Annotated in this window: 15 protein-coding genes; all 15 read left to right on the top strand. The window is 69.0% G+C overall.

Going from position 1 to position 15,820, the window contains the following annotated elements:
• The 15 genes from QO015_RS01975 (at window position 1) to QO015_RS02045 (ending at window position 15,796) form a co-directional block, all read left to right on the top strand.
• The gene (locus QO015_RS01975; RefSeq protein ID WP_266281808.1) at window positions 1-1,200 is read left to right on the top strand and encodes an amidase; all 1,200 of its coding nucleotides are present in this window, start codon (window positions 1-3) and stop codon (window positions 1,198-1,200) included.
• Entirely contained in the window at window positions 1,197-2,120 is a 924-nt protein-coding gene (locus QO015_RS01980) for a polysaccharide deacetylase family protein (protein WP_266281807.1), read from the top strand. Before QO015_RS01975 ends, QO015_RS01980 begins: the two co-directional genes overlap by 4 nt.
• Window positions 2,117-3,622: an amidohydrolase family protein gene (locus QO015_RS01985; protein WP_266281806.1), complete on the top strand. Its 1,506-nt coding sequence runs from the start codon at window positions 2,117-2,119 to the stop codon at window positions 3,620-3,622. The genes QO015_RS01980 and QO015_RS01985 overlap by 4 nt, the downstream gene beginning before the upstream one ends.
• Window positions 3,619-4,122, top strand: coding sequence for a flavin reductase family protein (locus tag QO015_RS01990; RefSeq protein ID WP_266281804.1), 504 nt, complete (start codon window positions 3,619-3,621; stop codon window positions 4,120-4,122). The genes QO015_RS01985 and QO015_RS01990 overlap by 4 nt, the downstream gene beginning before the upstream one ends.
• Entirely contained in the window at window positions 4,119-4,859 is a 741-nt protein-coding gene (locus tag QO015_RS01995; protein WP_266281803.1) for a maleate cis-trans isomerase family protein, read from the top strand. Before QO015_RS01990 ends, QO015_RS01995 begins: the two co-directional genes overlap by 4 nt.
• Before the next feature lie 24 nt (window positions 4,860-4,883).
• Window positions 4,884-5,780 carry a polysaccharide deacetylase family protein gene (locus QO015_RS02000; RefSeq protein WP_266281802.1) on the top strand — a complete coding sequence of 299 codons (897 nt, stop codon included), beginning with the start codon at window positions 4,884-4,886 and terminating at the stop codon, window positions 5,778-5,780.
• Window positions 5,781-5,787: 7 nt separating this feature from the next.
• Window positions 5,788-6,057 carry a hypothetical protein gene (locus tag QO015_RS02005; RefSeq protein WP_266281801.1) on the top strand — a complete coding sequence of 90 codons (270 nt, stop codon included), beginning with the start codon at window positions 5,788-5,790 and terminating at the stop codon, window positions 6,055-6,057.
• Complete coding sequence (locus QO015_RS02010) at window positions 6,054-7,058, top strand: CobW family GTP-binding protein (protein WP_266281799.1); 1,005 nt, start codon at window positions 6,054-6,056, stop codon at window positions 7,056-7,058. The genes QO015_RS02005 and QO015_RS02010 overlap by 4 nt, the downstream gene beginning before the upstream one ends.
• Window positions 7,059-7,276: 218 nt before the next feature.
• Window positions 7,277-8,719 carry an NAD(P)-binding domain-containing protein gene (locus tag QO015_RS02015; RefSeq protein ID WP_266281796.1) on the top strand — a complete coding sequence of 481 codons (1,443 nt, stop codon included), beginning with the start codon at window positions 7,277-7,279 and terminating at the stop codon, window positions 8,717-8,719.
• An 8-nt stretch (window positions 8,720-8,727) separates the two neighbouring features.
• Window positions 8,728-9,750, top strand: coding sequence for a hypothetical protein (locus QO015_RS02020; protein ID WP_266281794.1), 1,023 nt, complete (start codon window positions 8,728-8,730; stop codon window positions 9,748-9,750).
• 4 nt (window positions 9,751-9,754) lie between these two features.
• A complete protein-coding gene (locus tag QO015_RS02025) occupies window positions 9,755-10,729 on the top strand; it encodes a periplasmic binding family protein (RefSeq protein WP_266281793.1) in 975 nt (324 codons plus the stop codon).
• A gap of 10 nt (window positions 10,730-10,739) precedes the next feature.
• Entirely contained in the window at window positions 10,740-11,696 is a 957-nt protein-coding gene (locus QO015_RS02030) for an AraC-like ligand-binding domain-containing protein (RefSeq protein ID WP_266281792.1), read from the top strand.
• Window positions 11,697-11,841: 145 nt separating this feature from the next.
• Complete coding sequence (locus QO015_RS02035) at window positions 11,842-13,227, top strand: aminotransferase (protein ID WP_266281791.1); 1,386 nt, start codon at window positions 11,842-11,844, stop codon at window positions 13,225-13,227.
• The gene (locus QO015_RS02040; RefSeq protein ID WP_266281790.1) at window positions 13,224-14,360 is read left to right on the top strand and encodes a histone deacetylase-like amidohydrolase; all 1,137 of its coding nucleotides are present in this window, start codon (window positions 13,224-13,226) and stop codon (window positions 14,358-14,360) included. The genes QO015_RS02035 and QO015_RS02040 overlap by 4 nt, the downstream gene beginning before the upstream one ends.
• Window positions 14,357-15,796: an aldehyde dehydrogenase family protein gene (locus QO015_RS02045; RefSeq protein ID WP_266281789.1), complete on the top strand. Its 1,440-nt coding sequence runs from the start codon at window positions 14,357-14,359 to the stop codon at window positions 15,794-15,796. The genes QO015_RS02040 and QO015_RS02045 overlap by 4 nt, the downstream gene beginning before the upstream one ends.
• The last annotated feature ends 24 nt before the right edge of the window (window positions 15,797-15,820 follow it).

Consider the following 15,820-nt stretch of genomic DNA (forward strand, 5'->3'; position numbering starts at 1 on the left):
ATGCATCAGGCCGGCCCGGCCACGCTCGCGGAGATCGAGCGCCTCGCCTTCATGGAGCATGGCCGCAGCGGCCTCCGCCTTCGTGACGATGGGGTGCTCGCCGATCTCACCTTCGCCGTGAAGGACCTTTTCGACGTCGCCGGTTATCGCTCGTCATGGGGCAATCCCGACCAGCTGCGTGATGGCGATGTCGCGGTCGCGACGGCGCCGGCTGTGCTCGCGCCGCTGATGGCGGGTGCGCGGATGGCGGGCAAGACCGCGACCGACGAACTCGCCTGTGGCATGTTCGGCATGAACCCGCATTTCGGCATCCCGATCAATCCGGCCGCGCCCGACCGCGCGCCGGGCGGTTCGTCGAGCGGCTCGGCCTCGGCTGTGGCGGCGGGCCTCGTCGATTTCGGACTTGGAACCGACACCGGCGGTTCGATCCGTGTGCCGGCCAGCTTCTGCGGCCTCTATGGGCTGCGCACCACGCATGGCCGGGTTTCGGTCGCCGGCGTCATGCCGATGGCGCCGAGTTTCGACACGGTCGGCTGGCTGACGCGCGACATCGCGACCATGCGAAGGGTGACCGAGGTCTATTTCGGGCCGGCCGCCGCCGCTTCGTCGCCGCGGCTGATGATCGCCCGCGACGCCTTCGACATTCCCGAGCCGAAGATCGGCGGCGCTTTGCTGCCGATCGCCCTGAGCCTCGGCGAAGCCGCCGACGTCACGCTTTATCCGGACGGCGTCGGCGCGGTGCTCGACATCTTCCGGCCGTTGCAGCTGCACGATCTCTACGCGACGCTGGGGGGCTGGGCGACGCGGCCCGGTCGCCGCCTGTCGCAGGCGGTGGAAGAGCGCATCGCTCTCGCCTCGCGGACCGATCCGGCGCAGGTCGCGGCGGCGATGCCGAGGCGCGAGGCGCTGACCGCGCGGCTCGTCGATCTCCTCGGCGACGACGGCATTCTCGTGATCCCGACCGCGCATGACCTTCCGCCGCTCCGCGACGCGCCCGTCTCGGCGCAGGTCGCCTTCCGCGAGAAGACGCTGGCCCTGACCTCGATCGCGAGCCTCACCCGCCTGCCACAGCTCGCCATTCCGGCGACGACGGTGGCGGGTTGCCCCGTTGGCCTCTCGCTGATCGCGGGGCCGCGCGGCGAAGGCCGGCTCATCGCCTTCGCCGAGACGCTCGGCGATCTTGCGGCGCGCGACACATGACGCTTTTCCGCGACGGCGAGCGCGACTTCACCGGTTATGGCCGCAACCCGCCCGACCCAAGGTGGCCGGGCGGGGCGCGGCTGGCGCTGGTCGTCGTCCTCAATCTCGAGGAGGGCGCCGAACCGTCGATCCCCGATGGCGACGAAGCCAGCGAAGCGGCGCTCACCGACGCCATTCCCGGCGAGGTGCCGGCCGGCCGGCGCGATTTCGTCGCCGAGACGCTGTTCGAATATGGCTCGCGTCTCGGCTTCTGGCGCATCGCCGAACTCTTCGAGGAGCGGGGTGTCCGCCTCACCGTCAATGCCTGTGCGCAGGCCCTCGCCCGCAACGCGGAGATCGCGGCCTATCTCCGCGACGGCGATGCCGATCTCTGCGCCCATGGCGACCGCTTCGTGCGGCATTACCGGATGGACGAGAGCGAGGAGCGCCGAGCCATCGCGCGCGCCTATGATGGGATCGAGGCCGCCGTCGGCCGGCCGCCGCAGGGCTGGCAGAGCCGCTATTCTTCCAGCGAAGCCACCCGCCGCCTCCTGGCGGATCATGGTGGTTTCGTTTATGATTCCGACAGTTATGCCGATGATCTCCCCTACTGGATGAAGGTCGGTGATCGCCCTTGGCTCGTCGTGCCGCACAGCTTCACGCATAACGACAACCGCCTCGCCACCGCCAAGCTCGGCACGGCGACCGACTTCTACGAGCATCTCGCCGCCGCCTTTCGCGTGCTCCATGCGGAGAGCGCGAAGCGGCCTCGGATGATGACGGTCAGCCTGCACGGGCGGATCTCCGGCCAGCCCTCGCGCTTCGAGGCCGTGCAGCGTTTCCTCGATCTCGTCGGATCAACCGAAGGCGTCTGGTGTGCCGGCCGCTCCGAGATCGCGCGGCACTGGATGGCGACGCATCCGCCGGAGACCGCGCCGTGACCCGGCTCGTCATCACGGGCGCGCTGGTCGCCGATCTCGCGGGCGGAACGGCGGAGCCGCGCGACCTCGTCGTCGAGGACGGCCGCATCGCCGCGATCCTTCCTCCCGGCAACGCCGCGCGCGAGGGGGCCCGCCATCACGACGCGCGCGACCGGCTGATCCTGCCCGGCCTCGTGAACAGCCATACTCATGGCCATGCAAATCTGGTGAAGGGCGTCGCCGACCGCTGGACGCTGGAAGCGTCGCTGACCAACGGCCCCTGGATGGGCGGCGCGCGCGACCCGGAGACGATCTATCTCTCGACGCTGGTCGGCGCGCTCGACATGGTCTCCAAGGGCTGCACAGCCTGCTTCGATCTCGTCTACGAATTTCCGCGCCCGACCGTCGACGGCTTCATGGCCGTCGCGCGCGCCTATGCCGATGCCGGGATGCGCGCCGTGCTGGCGCCGATGGTGGCTGACCGGACGCTGTTCGCCGCCATTCCGGGGCTCGCCGACAGCCTGCCGGACGATCTCCGCGCCGAGGTCGGACGCTTTTCGCTCGGCCCTGGCGAGGCGACCGTCGAGTCGCTCGAGGCGATCGCGGCCGCCCGCGCCGATCTCCCGCCCGGCATCACGCTGGCGATGGCGCCGACCATCCCGCATCACTGTTCCGAGCCCTTCCTGATGCGGATGGCGGCCATCGCCGAGCAGCACGGCCTGCCGCTTCACATGCATATCGCGGAGTCGCGGCTGCAGGCGGTCACGGCCCGCAAGCTCTGGGGCCAATCGCCCGTCGCATGGCTCGCCGGGCGTGGGCTCCTCTCGCCGCGCTTCATCGCCGCGCACGCGGTCTGGCTCGGGCTCGACGATCTCGATCTCCTGGCCGAGGCCGGGGCGTCGGTCGCGCATGTTCCGGCGTCCAATTTCCGCCTCGGGGCCGGCATCGCGCATGTGCGGCCGATGCTGGAGCGGGGCATCCGCGTCGGCCTCGCCACCGACGGCGCCAACTCCTCGGACGCTCTCTCGATGCTGCAGGCGATCCGCCTCGCGAGCCTCGCGTCGCACGCCTTCGAGGGCCCGCGCGAAGGCTGGCTCTCCGCTACCGAAACGCTGCGGCTCGCGACCGAGGGCGGCGCGGGAATTCTCGGCCTTTCGGGTGGCGGGCGCACCGCGGTGGGCGCGCTCGCCGATCTCACCTTCTACGATCTCGGCCATATCGATTTCATGCCGCTCAACGATCCGCTCAACCAGGTCGTGACGGCCGCCGGCCCGGACGCGGTGAGCGACGTCATGGTCGGCGGCTGCTTCGTGATGGCGGATCGCCGCCTGACGCGCATCGATCCGGCGACGCTGCGCGAGCGGGTCGCCGAGGCGGTCGCCCGCCTCTCGGCCGCGCTCGCCGGCCCGCGCGCGCTGGCAGCAAGGCTCGAGCCGCATGTCGTCGCCTTCGCAGAACGCGAGCGCGCGTTCCCGCTTCCCATAAGCCGCCTCGTGCCCGTCGAAGGGGAAAGGACATCATGACCGCGCCCGTCGACCCGATGGAGTTCCGCCGCGCCTGCTCGCTGTTCGCGACCGGCGTCGCCGTCGTCACCACGCACCACGGCGACGTTTTCGCCGGGATGACGATCAATTCCTTTGCGTCCGTCTCGCTGGAGCCTTCGCTGGTGCTGTGGAGCATCCGCGACAATGCCCGCTCGCGTGCCATCTTCGAGGCCGCCGGCCGCTTCGCGATCAATATCCTCGCCAGCGAGCAGATCGGCGAGGCGCGGCATTTCTCGAAGCACACGCTGGAGGCCTTCGACGGCGAGCCGATGAGCATCTCGGCCCGCGGCCTGCCGCTCCTTCCCGGCGCCCTCGCCCATCTCGAATGCGAGACGCGCGCCATCCATGACGGCGGCGACCACCGCATCATCGTCGGCGAGGTCGTCGCGCTCTCGGCCCGCGACGGCGACCCGCTGCTCTTCTTCCGTGGCCGCCTCGCGGCCGGTTTCGGCGCCTTCGAACAGAGCGGACACGCATGAGCATGAAACGCATCGGCCATATCACGCCCTCCTCCAACACCTGGCTGGAGCCGCTCACCTATGCGATGAACGAGCCCTTGACCGGGCGCCTGACGCATCACTTCTCGCGCATCCGCGTCACGCATCTGGCGCTCGAGGCGACCTCAGAGGCGCAGTTCCAGCAGGAGCCGATGCTGGCCGGCGCGCGCCTCCTCGCCGACGCGCCGCTCGACGGCATCGTCTGGAACGGCACCTCGGCCAGCTGGCGCGGGCTCGAGAACGACCTCGCGCTCTGCGCCGCCATCACGCGCGAGACGGGACTGCCGGCGTCGACCTCGACGATCGCCTTCTATCGCGCCTTCCGCACATTCGGCTGGCAAAAGATCGCGCTCGCGGTTCCCTATACCGAGGACATCACCGCCGACATCGCGACCGAATATGCTCGGCAGGGCCTCTCGATTACCGGCACCGCGTGCCTCGGCATCCGCGAGAATGTCGGGATCGGCGCCGCGACGCCCGACGAGATCCGCGACGTGCTGCGCCGCGCCGCGGCGAGCCAGCCGGACTGCATCGCCGTCGTCTGCACGAATTTCAACGCGACCGCGCTGGTGGCCGAGATGGAGGCCGAACTCGGCATTCCCATCGCCGATTCCATCGCCGTGACCTTCTGGGAAGCGCTGCGCCTCGCCGGCATGGAGATGCCGGTCGAGGGCTGGGGCAGGCTCCTTGCATCACCCGCCGCGGCGGTCGCCGCCTGATCAAGCAGAGGGAGCACGAACGGCATGAGCAAGGATATCTTCGTCGCCTATGGCATCGACGTGGACGCGGTGGCCGGCTGGCTCGGCTCATACGGTGGCGAGGACAGCCCCTGCGATATCTCGCGCGGCGTCTTTGCCGGCGAGGTGGGCACGCCGCGCCTGCTCCGGATGTTCGACCGCTTCGGAATCAAGACCACCTGGTTCATCCCCGGACACTCGATCGAGACCTTCCCTGACGAGATGGCCGCCGTCGCCGCCGCCGGCCACGAGATCGGCATGCATGGCTACAGCCATGAGAACCCGCTGATGATGTCGCGCGAGCAGGAAGCGGCGGTTCTCGACAAGTCGATCGCCCTCATCGAGACGCTGCAGGGCCGCAAGCCCGCCGGCTATGTCGCGCCATGGTGGGAGTTCTCCGCGACGACCATCGACATGCTGATCGAGCGCGGCATCATCTACGACCACTCGTTGATGCATAACGACTTTTTCCCCTATTACGCCCGCACGGGCGAGAGCTGGTCGAAGATCGACTACGGCAAGCCGGCATCGAGCTGGATGACGCCGATGGACCGCGGCCGCGAGACGCCGCTCGTCGAGATTCCCGCGTCCTGGTACATCGACGACCTGCCGCCCATGATGTTCATGAAGGCGGCGCCGAACAGCCACGGCTTCGTGAACCCGCGCGACATCGAGGAACTGTGGCGCGACCAGTTCGATTGGGTCTATCGCGAATACGACTATGCCGTGTTCCCGATCACCATCCATCCCGACGTCTCCGGCCGCCCGCAGGTGCTCTCCATGCATGAGCGGCTGTTCGCGCATATGGCCAAGCATCCGGGCGTGAAATTCGTGACCTTCGAGGAGATCGCGAAGGACTTCCTGAAGCGCCATCCGCAGGGCACGCCCGGCCCGAAGCCCTAAGCCGAAGATGTGCGGGCTCTGCGGCAGCTTCACCGACCTTTCCTGGAGCGCGGTGCCGACGTTGGCGGCAAGGCCGGCGCTCGGCCGCGCGCAGCTCGCCGAGGCCGCATCGAAAATGGCCGCCGGCAGCGGCGTGCGCGTGACGGCATGGGGTCTGGGGTTCCGCGTCACCGGCCCGACCGGCCGGACGGAACTCGTCGCCGATCTCGCTCAGCTCTGGGCGGCGGTCGACCGGCTCGGCCGTGCGCCGCCCGATCCGCTGGAGGCGCGGCCGTGAGCGGTTACGAGCGCTGTCCGGTCGACGTGCTCACCGGCTTTCTCGGCGCCGGCAAGACGAGCCTTCTGCGTCGCCTCATCGCCGTGGATGCGCTGCGCGACACGGCCGTCCTCGTCAACGAGTTCGCCGCGCTTCCGGTCGATGACCGTCTCGTCTCGATCGCTGGCGCGCCGGTCGGGCTGATCGGCGAGGGCTGCATCTGCTGCGTGAGCGACGGCAATCTGCGCGCCGCGCTGATCTCGCTGCTCGACGCGCGCGAGAGCGGCGCGATGCCGCCCTTCCAGCGCGTCCTGATCGAAACCTCGGGCCTTGCCGATCCCGGCGCCATCCTGGCGGCGCTCGCGGCGGACCCGATGCTGAAGCCGCGCCTTCGCCCTGGCCGCGTCGTGACGCTCGTCGACCTCGTCCATGGCGAGGCGACCCTCGGCGACAGCGCGGAGGCCGTCGCCCAGATCGTCTGCGCCGATGCCGTCTTCTTCACCAAGAGGGACAGCGCCGGCGGACTGGAGGCGGCGCGCCTTGCCGCGACGATCAACGCCCTGAACCCGCTCGCCACGATTGTGCCGGAGGATGTCGCGGACCCGTTCGCCTGGCCGCTGCCGGGCTCGGGCGATGTCGTGCGCAGCCGGGCGCTGCGGCGCTTCCATGCCGTGCCGGTCGAGCCGCGGCACCTCGAGATCGCCGCCGGGCTTCTGACGGCGGAGGCGCCGATCGAATGGTCGCATTTCGCGGCCTGGCTGTCGCTGCTGCTGCACCGGCATGGGACCGCCATCCTGCGCATGAAGGGCGAGGTCGCCATCCGCGGCGACGGCGCCGTTTCCGCCGTGATGGTCCAGTCCGTCAGGCATGTCGTGCACGCCCCGGAACATCTCGATCGCGCCGAGGGTACGGCGCTGGTCGTGATCGCGAGGGGCCTCGACCCGGCGGCGATCGAGGCCTCGTTCCGCCGTCACGTGACCGGCGAGGCGACCTCGGGCGGACAGGAGCGCGTGGCCGTCTGATTGATGGGCAGCGCCTGCCCAGCCTTTCGGCAATGCCTTTCGGGAGCGGCGCGTATGCAAGGGTCTGAGATTGGTATGCAGATTGCTTTGACTGTCATCGACCGATCGACCGGAAATCCGGGTCGGGCATCAACCGGCAGCGCCGTTCGCGGCGCGCGATCGAGAGGACGGACATGCGCGGGCGCCCTGCCCGCCGGTCCGGTGCAGGACGAATGACGATGAACGGCCTCGACGAGCTCGCCGAACGGGTGCGCTTCGAGCTCGACTGTGTCGCCTATCCGGCGCGCGAATGGGTCAAGCCCCGCTTTCACGACGGCGAGAAGCTCCTCGACGTCCTGATCGTCGGTGGCGGACAGAACGGGATATCCCTGGCCTTTCGCCTGCTGCGCGAGCGCGTGACGAATATTCGCGTGCTCGACCGGAGCAAGCCAGGCCTCGCGGGGCCGTGGGCGACCTATGCCCGCATGCACACGCTGAGGACGCCGAAGCACGTCTCCGGGCCGGAGATGGGCATCGCCGGGCTCTCGGTGCGGGCGTGGTACGAGGCGAAGTTCGGCGCCGAAGCGTGGGCGCGCCTGACCAAGATCCCGCGCGCCGAATGGCACGACTATCTCGGCTGGCTGCAGCGGACGGTCGGGATCGACGTCACGCATGACGCCGGGGTGTTCGACATCGAGCCGCTGGCGGACGACCTGTTCGCGGTCCATGCGACCATCGGCGGGCGGCGCGAACGGCTCCTCGCCCGCCATGTCGTCCTCGCAACCGGGATCGAGGGCGCCGGCCGGTGGCTGGTGCCGCCCGCCATCGCCGCGGCCCTGCCGAGGGAGCGCTATGCCCATACGGCGGAGGCGATCGACTTTGCGGCGCTGGCCGGCAAGCGTGTCGCCGTGATCGGCGCGGGCGCCTCCGCCTTCGACAATGCCGCCGAGGCACTGGAAGCGGGGGCGGCCGAGGTCGCGCTCTATGCCCGGCGGCGCTCGCTGCCGAAGGCCAATCCCAATCGCTACATCGAATTCTCGGGCTATATCCGCCACTTCGCCGATCTCGACGACGCCGTGAAATGGCGGTTCATGTCGACCTTCTTCGCGAGGAACCAGCCGCCGCCGCAGGATACGTTCGAGCGCTGCGCGCGGTTCGACGGCTTCACGCTCAATCTCGGCTCGCCGGTCGACGAGGTGTCCTTCGATGGCGGCGGCATCACGATTGAGGGGCCAGCCGGCCGCGCGACATTCGACTTCCTGATCGTCGGAACCGGCTTCTCGGTCGATCTCGCGTCGCGTCCGGAGCTCGCACGCTTCGCCGGCGAGATCGCGCTCTGGCAGGACCGCTTCACGCCGCCGCCGGGCGAGGAGAACGCGCTGCTCGCCCGCTACCCATATCTCACCGGCGCCTTCCAGTTCACCGGGAAGCAGCCGGACGCCGCGCCGTTCCTCTCCCGCCTCTATTGCCACTCCTATGGCGCGATGCTGAGCCTCGGCGCCACGGCGGGGATCTCGCAGCTCAAATTCTCCACCGAGCGCATCGCCTTCGGCATCACGCGCAGCCTCTTTCGCGACGACGCGGCGGCGCTGCTCGCCGGGCTAGAAGCCTATGACGAACCGGAACTCGACATTTCGGCCTATGAGACGCGGCGCTCCGGGCGCGCGGCCAAGGTCGCCTGAGGAACATCATGGTCACAGTCACGAACCGCGCCCAGCGCATCACCGAATCCGCCGAGAAGATCGAGAGCCCCTTCGTTCTCGATCCGACGCTGTGCCTCTACAGCCCGCAGGACAATGTCGACAGCCTCCAGCATCCGCGCATCGCGGCCTGGCTGGTTTTCATGCGCGACAGCTACGAGCCGAAGCTGCCGGATGCGAAGCGGCGCGTGCTGCTCTTCATGCCCTGCACCAAGACGAAGCCCTATCCGTTCTCGTCCGAGCACAAGGCGATCAACCAGCGCCTCGCCGACGAGGGCTTCCGGCCGACCGCGCGCCTCGACCTGCCGCAGGAATTGCAGGCGCGTCTGGAGCCTTCCTTCTCGCAGGACGTGCTCAATCTCTCGCCGCTCATCGACGACGCGGGGACGCTCGTGCATCGCATGGTCATCTCGGAGCCGATGGCGGTCGTGCCCTATGAGCATATCGTCGACTATCCCGGCGGCGCCTCGCCGGCGACGGCCTATGACGATCCCGGCCTCTTCGAGAAGCGCGGCAACGCGGTCTCGCCCTGGCGCGAGGATTCGACCGCCGTCGCCGTTTCCAGCACGCGCTGGAAATGGGGCGACGAGGAGCGGCGCAGCTATGCGGTCATGCACAATGCGATGGCCGAGGGCGTCGCCGGCGTCGTGGCGCGGATCGGCCACCACTATGACGATATCGTCGCCTGGGTCGCGCCGGGACTGACGCACCGGTCCTTCGTCATCGGCAAGGGCGAGCGGTCCGCCAACAACGTCCCCTCGAGCCGCAAGGTCGGCGCCGGCCGCGTGGATCTCGTCGGCGCCAACGACCATCTCCCGGCCGGCTCGCGCATCGCGGCGCTGCCGACGCTCGCCGAATGCCAGGACGCCGTCGAGCGGCTGGCGCGGCGCCTCGGCGTCGACATGCAGCAGGCGACCGGAATCTATGCCCGCGGCGGCGCCAACGCCACGCCGCTCGCCCTGCCGGAGCTGCTCGACACCCTCGTCGCGCGGCTGAAGCGAAACGGAGCCTGAGACGATGCCCGGATTGAAACTGACCATCGGCGCCAGCGACAGCGACCGCACGAGGCCGATCGCCAGCGGCGAGGTGACGATCGCCGGCGTCGAGCCCGAGGTGACGCTGATGGGCGTGCAGGCGCTGTTCAACAAGCAGCTCGGCAGCCACGTCTTCGACGCCTGCGAATTCCCGCTCGCCACCTATCTGCGCACGCTGGAGCGCCCCGACAGGCCCTATCTCGCCATCCCGATCTTCCCGTCGCGGCATTTCCGCTTCTCGAGCGTGTTCGTGAACAAGGCGAGCGGCATCACGAAACCGGCCGATCTCGCCGGCAAGCGCATCGGCCTCATGGTGTTCGACATGGCCGCGGCCGTCTGGCAGCGCGGCATCTTCGAGGAGTTTCACGGCCTCGACCGGACGGCGCCGATCTATGTGACGGGCGGCCTCGAGGCGCCGCGGACGGGCGACGAGCATCCGCAGCTCTATCCCGCGAAGTTTAAGGTCGAGCGCACCGACAAGCCGCTGGCCAAGATGCTGGCGGATGGCGAGATCGACGCGCTCTATACCGCGCGGGCGCCGAGCACCTGGCCGTCCGAGACGGTCGGCCGCCTGTTCGAGGACCCGAAGACGGTCGAGCTCGACTATTTCCGCAAGACCGGCATCTTCCCGCCGATGCACATCCTCGCCATCAAGCGGCCGATCGTCGAAGCCAATCCCTGGCTGCCGCGCGCGCTCTTCGACGCTTTCGTCGAGGCCCACAAGGTGGCGCGGGCCCGCATGTTCGACCAGGTCGCCCTCTCCACCATCCTTCCCTGGGCGCTGGAATCGCTCCTGGAAGCGGAGAGCGAACTCGGCGCCGACTATTGGCCCGCCGGTTTCGCGAAGAACCGTGCCATGCTGGCGACGGTCATCCGCTACCTGCAGGAGGATGACCTGATCAAGACCGATTTCACGCCCGAGGATCTCTTCGAGGGCGCGGATATCCTGGGCACCTGAGGGGGACAACATGACCGTTTCGGGCTTCGGCTGGCGCGATCTTTCGACCGACGCGGTTCCCGCAGCCGAACGGCTCGAATACTGGCGCGACGCGACCAACAGCCTGTTTCCGCCGACGCGGCTTCGGCGGGACGGGGTCGAGGGCTTCTACGGCCATGTCGCCTGGCTCGGCCTCGGCGAGGTCACCATCGCCGACATCGTCTCGACGAGCCTCGACGTCTTTCGGACCGAGCGGGAAATCCATGGCGGCGACGATCGCTGGTACGAGCTGACGATCCAGATCGAGGGCGAATGCGGCTTCTCGCAGGATGGCCGCGACACGGTGATCGGTCCGCGCGCCATGGTCCTCTACGACAGCCGTCGGCCCTATACGATGCGCTTCCGCGGCCCCTACCGGCAGGTCTCGCTGAAGGTGCCGCGCCGCGCGCTGCGCGAGCGTGTGCCCTCGGTCGACCTCATGGTCGCGCAGCGGCTTCTCGCCGACCGCATGCCGGGCCGCTTCATCTACGACCTCGCGGCCGGGCTCTGCGCCCGCGACAGCGATCTGCCGCCCGATCTCTGCGGCCGGCTGGAGCAGCATGTGCTGGAACTGACGGCGACGGCGCTCCTCGGCCGCGACACGGGGTCGGCCGCAGGCCTCTCGCAGCTCGACCGCATCAAGGCGCATATCCTCGCAAATCTCGACGATGCCGACCTCTCGCCGCGCGCGATCGCCGAGGCGCATGGCATTTCGCTCAGGCGGCTCTACGAGCTGTTCGAAGCGGAGGAGCAGCAGGTCGCCCGCTTCGTCCAGTTGCAGCGGCTCGACCGCATCCGCCGCGAACTTGCCGATCCCCTGATGAAGGGCCTCCCCATCACCACCATCGCGCTCCGCCGCGGCTTCAAGGATTTCTCGCATTTCTCCCGCGCCTTCCGGCGGCAGTTCGGTGTCTCGCCGGGCGCCTACCGGGCCGGAGCCTTTTCGTGAGGCACGCGCACGCAGGTGCATGTTTCTGCGCCAGCGCAGCACTGTGCCGGAACGGGTCGATCGGGTCTCATGGCGCCATGGAGTCCCGCCCGCTCCGTCCCTCGCGACCCGAGGGGCGCGGCCGGGGCGGGCGGAACGGGAGCGAATGACGATGGCCGAAGGGGATCTCGATACGCAGGGCTGGCAGGTCCTGGACCGGGCGCACTACCTGCATCCCTTCACGGACCATGCCGGCCTCCGGCAGACCGGCTCGCGAGTCGCGGTGCGCGGCGAAGGCATCTATGTCTGGGACACCGAGGGCAAGCGGATCATCGACGGCCTTTCGGGCCTCGGCTGCGTCAATATCGGCTATGGCCGGCGCGAACTGGTGACCGCCGCCGCCGAGCAGATGCTCGAACTTTCCTACTGCCAATCCTTCTTCAAGACGACGCACCGCACCGCCGTGCGGCTCGCCGAGAAGCTCACCAGCATGCTTCCCGGGCACCTCAACCATGTCTTCTTCCAGTCCTCCGGCTCGGAGGCGAACGAGACCGCGACCCGTCTTGCGCGGCGTTACTGGGATCTTGAGGGCAAGCCCGGCAAGAAGCTGTTCATCGCCCGAGAGCTCGCCTATCACGGCTCGACCCATATGGCGGCGAGCCTCTCCGGCATCCCGCCGATGCACTATGCCGGCGGCGATATCCCGCTCTCGAACGTCCACCATATCCGCACCGCCTACCAGTATCGCCATGGCGCCGGCATGGACGCTGCCGAATTCGGCGTCGTCGCGGCGGGCTGGCTCGAGGAGAAGATCCTGGAACTCGGCGCCGACAATGTCGCCGCCTTCATCGCCGAGCCGGCCCAGAGCGCCGGCGGCGCGCTCTGCCCGCCCGAGACCTATTGGCCGGAAATCCAGCGCATCTGCCGCAAATACGACGTTCTGCTCATCGCCGACGAGGTCGTGATGGGCTTCGGGCGCACCGGCAAGTGGTTCGGCCTCTACAAATACGGGATCGAGCCGGACATCATGCAGCTCGGCAAGGGCATTACGTCCGGCTATCTGCCGCTTTCGGCGACGGTCATCGGCGACCGCGTCGCCGACACGCTGATCGACAAGGGCGGCGAGTGGGCGCATGGCTACACCTATTCGGGCCATCCGACCTGCTGCGCCGTGGCGCTCGAGAACATCCGCATCCTCGACGAGGAGAAGATCATCGAGAACGCCGACGCGACGCTGGTGCCGCTCTTCAAGGCCGGCATCGAGAGCTTCGCCGATCATCCGCTCATCGGAGACGCGCGCTGTGTCGGCCTGATGGGCGGCCTCGAGATCGTGAAGGACAAGAAGACCCGCGAGTCCTACGCCTATGAGGCGCATATCGGCGACCATTGCAGCGCCGAGGCACTGAAGCGCGGCCTCGCCTTCCGCGCCAATGGCGACACGATGAGCCTGATGCCGCCGCTGATCACGACGCCGGACCAGCTTGCCGAGATCTTCGCCATCGCCCGCGAGGCGCTCGACGCGACCGCAAAGCATTTCGGCGTCACGGCATGACGGAACGGACCGGCCTCGTCTGGCACGAATTGCTGATGTGGCATGACACGCATGCGCTCGCGGGGTTTCTCACCTCCGGGCGCGGCGTGATCGAGCCCGACGAGCCGGCCGAAGGCGCCGCCGGAAAGCGGCGGATCAAGAACCTTCTCGACGTCGCCGGGCTGACCGAACAACTGACGGTCATCAAGCCGCGGCCGGCCACCGACGACGAACTCGGCCGGGTCCATGCCGCCGACTATATTGCCGCGCTGAAGGCGATGAGTGCCGGCCCGGGCGGAGACGCCGCGCTCGGCGACGAGGTCGGCGCGACGCCCTTCGGGCCGGGCGGCTTCGACATCGCCGCGCTCGCCGCCGGCGGCATTCTGGAAGCGGTCGATGCGATTGTGGACGGGCGCGTCGCCAACGCCTATGCGCTGGTGCGGCCGCCGGGCCATCACGCCGAGGCTGCGAACGGCTTCGGCTTCTGCATCTTCAACCACGCGGCGCTGGCGGCGCGCCATGCCCAGCGGGCGCACGGGCTTCGCCGCATCGCCATTGTCGACTGGGACGTGCATCACGGCAACGGCGCCGAGCACATCTTCTGGACCGACCCGAGCGTCCTGACGATCTCGATCCACCAGGACGGGCTCTATCCGCCGGCATCCGGCGCCGCGGAGGCCGTCGGCGCGGGGGCAGGCGAAGGATACAATCTCAACATCCCGCTGCCGCCGGGCTCTGGCAGCGGCGCCTACCTCGCCGCGATGGAGCGGGTGATCGTGCCGGCACTCGACGCCTTTGCGCCCGACATGATCGTCATCGCCTGCGGCCTCGACGCCGGGGCCTATGACCCGATGGCGCATATGATGCTCGACGGGGCGACCTTCGCGGCGATGACGCGCGCCGTGAAGGCCGTCGCCGATCGCCACTGCGGCGGCCGCCTTCTCATGACGCATGAGGGCGGCTATCACCGCCCCTCCGTTCCCTTCCTCGGCGCGGCGGTGATCGAGGCGCTGTCGGGCCTCCGCTCTGCGGTCGCCGACCCGTTCCAGCCGATCATCGCCGGCATGCCGGGCCAGGCGCTGCAACCGCACCAGGACGACGCCATCCACCGCGTCGAGAGGGTCCGGGCCCGCCTTTCGGAGATCTCGCGATGAGCCTGACCGAACGCTTCTATATCGATGGCGCCTTCGTCGCCCCGCTCTCTGACGAGCGGTCGGCCGTCATCAACCCGGCGACCGAGGAACCGATCGCCAGCATCGCGCTCGGAAGCGTCGCCGATGTCGACAAGGCGGTCGCCGCCGCGCGCCGCGCCTTTCCGGCCTTCGCCGCGACCAGCGTCGCCGAGCGGCTGGCCCTGTTCGAGCGCATCGTCGCCGCCTTCACGCGCCGCCGCGAGGATCTCGCCCGCGCGATCACCGCCGAGATGGGCTCGCCGCGCTGGCTCTCCTGGGACATCCAGACGGCGTCGAGCATCGTCTATTTCGAAAGCGCGGCGCGGGTGCTCTCGACGTTCCGCTTCGACGAGCCGCATGGCCAGTCGCTGATCACGCATGAGCCGATCGGCGTCGCGGGCCTCATCACGCCCTGGAACTGGCCGCTCAACCAGATCGTGACCAAGCTCGCCCCCGCGCTCGCGGCCGGCTGCACCGTCGTGCTGAAGCCGTCCGAGCTTTCGCCGCTCTCGGCGCTGATCCTCGCCGAGGTGATGCACGAGGCCGGAACGCCGGCAGGCGTGTTCAACCTCGTCAACGGAACCGGGCCGGTCGTCGGCGCGGCCATCGCGTCCCATCCCGACATCGACATGGTGTCGTTCACCGGCTCGACGCGCGCGGGCATCGCAGTCGCGAAGGCGGCTGCCGATACGGTGAAGCGCGTCCATCAGGAACTCGGCGGCAAGTCGGCCAATATTGTGCTGCCCGATGCCGATCTCGACCTCGCCATCACCGACGGCGTGAAGCGCTGCTTCATCAATTCCGGCCAGTCCTGCATCGCGCCGACGCGCATGCTGGTGCCTGCCGCGATGCTCGACGAGGTCGTGGACCGCGCGCGCGCCGTCGCGGCGGAGGTGGTGGTCGGCGATCCGACGCGGGCCGAGACGACCATGGGGCCGGTCGCCGGAGCTGCGCAGTTCGCGAAGGTCCAGGGCATGATCGAGACCGGGATCGCCGAGGGCGCCCGCCTCGTCGAGGGCGGGCCCGGACGGCCGCAGGATCTCAACCGCGGCTTCTTTGTCCGTCCGACGATCTTCGCGGATGTGGCGCCGGGCATGACGATCGCCCGGCAGGAGATCTTCGGGCCCGTGCTGTCGATCCTGACTTATCGCGACGAGGACGAGGCTGTCGCCATCGCCAATGACAGCCTCTACGGGCTCGCAGGCTATGTCTATTCGCGCGACGAGGACCACGCCCGCGCCACGGCCCGCCGCATCCGCGCCGGCCGCATCTTCATCAACAATCCCTGGTTCGACTTCGACGCGCCGTTCGGCGGCTACAAGCAGTCGGGCAACGGCCGCGAGCTCGGCGAGCACGGCATGCGCGAATTCCTCGAGGTGAAGGCGATCCTCGGCTGGGATCCGGAGGCTGAGAAGTGAGGATCGACAGGACTCCCCCTGCCC

The sequence above is a fragment of the Kaistia geumhonensis genome (genome assembly GCF_030815145.1).
Taxonomy (GTDB): domain Bacteria; phylum Pseudomonadota; class Alphaproteobacteria; order Rhizobiales; family Kaistiaceae; genus Kaistia; species Kaistia geumhonensis.

Coding starts and splice junctions, on each gene's coding strand:
- QO015_RS01975 (WP_266281808.1), top strand. CDS start 1: ATGCATCAGGCCGGCCCGGCCACGCTCGCGGAGATCGAGCGCCTCGCC.
- QO015_RS01980 (WP_266281807.1), top strand. CDS start 1,197: ATGACGCTTTTCCGCGACGGCGAGCGCGACTTCACCGGTTATGGCCGC.
- QO015_RS01990 (WP_266281804.1), top strand. CDS start 3,619: ATGACCGCGCCCGTCGACCCGATGGAGTTCCGCCGCGCCTGCTCGCTG.
- QO015_RS01995 (WP_266281803.1), top strand. CDS start 4,119: ATGAGCATGAAACGCATCGGCCATATCACGCCCTCCTCCAACACCTGG.
- QO015_RS02000 (WP_266281802.1), top strand. CDS start 4,884: ATGAGCAAGGATATCTTCGTCGCCTATGGCATCGACGTGGACGCGGTG.
- QO015_RS02005 (WP_266281801.1), top strand. CDS start 5,788: ATGTGCGGGCTCTGCGGCAGCTTCACCGACCTTTCCTGGAGCGCGGTG.
- QO015_RS02015 (WP_266281796.1), top strand. CDS start 7,277: ATGAACGGCCTCGACGAGCTCGCCGAACGGGTGCGCTTCGAGCTCGAC.
- QO015_RS02020 (WP_266281794.1), top strand. CDS start 8,728: ATGGTCACAGTCACGAACCGCGCCCAGCGCATCACCGAATCCGCCGAG.
- QO015_RS02025 (WP_266281793.1), top strand. CDS start 9,755: ATGCCCGGATTGAAACTGACCATCGGCGCCAGCGACAGCGACCGCACG.
- QO015_RS02030 (WP_266281792.1), top strand. CDS start 10,740: ATGACCGTTTCGGGCTTCGGCTGGCGCGATCTTTCGACCGACGCGGTT.
- QO015_RS02035 (WP_266281791.1), top strand. CDS start 11,842: ATGACGATGGCCGAAGGGGATCTCGATACGCAGGGCTGGCAGGTCCTG.
- QO015_RS02040 (WP_266281790.1), top strand. CDS start 13,224: ATGACGGAACGGACCGGCCTCGTCTGGCACGAATTGCTGATGTGGCAT.
- QO015_RS02045 (WP_266281789.1), top strand. CDS start 14,357: ATGAGCCTGACCGAACGCTTCTATATCGATGGCGCCTTCGTCGCCCCG.